This is a genomic window from Sphingomonas sp. Leaf10 (assembly GCF_001421245.1).
In the GTDB taxonomy this organism is placed as follows: Bacteria; Pseudomonadota; Alphaproteobacteria; order Sphingomonadales; family Sphingomonadaceae; genus Sphingomonas.
Genome location: NZ_LMKE01000029.1, coordinates 48561 through 48762, shown reverse-complemented (window position 1 = coordinate 48762; position 202 = coordinate 48561). Strand labels below are relative to the sequence as shown.

Annotated in this window: 1 protein-coding gene; it reads right to left on the bottom strand. The window is 65.3% G+C overall.

Going from position 1 to position 202, the window contains the following annotated elements:
- On the bottom strand, positions 1 to 202 hold a 202-nt coding region (locus ASE59_RS20740; protein WP_235515798.1), incomplete at both ends, for an aldehyde dehydrogenase family protein.

Below are 202 nucleotides of genomic sequence, written 5' to 3'. Positions count from 1 at the left end.
CGGGGTGATGCCGGCACCGATGCCGATGGGCTGGCGCATCGAATAGACGTCGATGCCGGGGCCAGCGCCCTGGGTATAGTCGCCCTTCAACAGATGCGGCACGCCGCAGGCGAATTCGATGACGTCGAGGCCGCGCTGAATATCGCCCTTCGCATCGGCGACGACCTTGCCATGCTCGCTCGACAGCAGTTCGGCGAGCGAA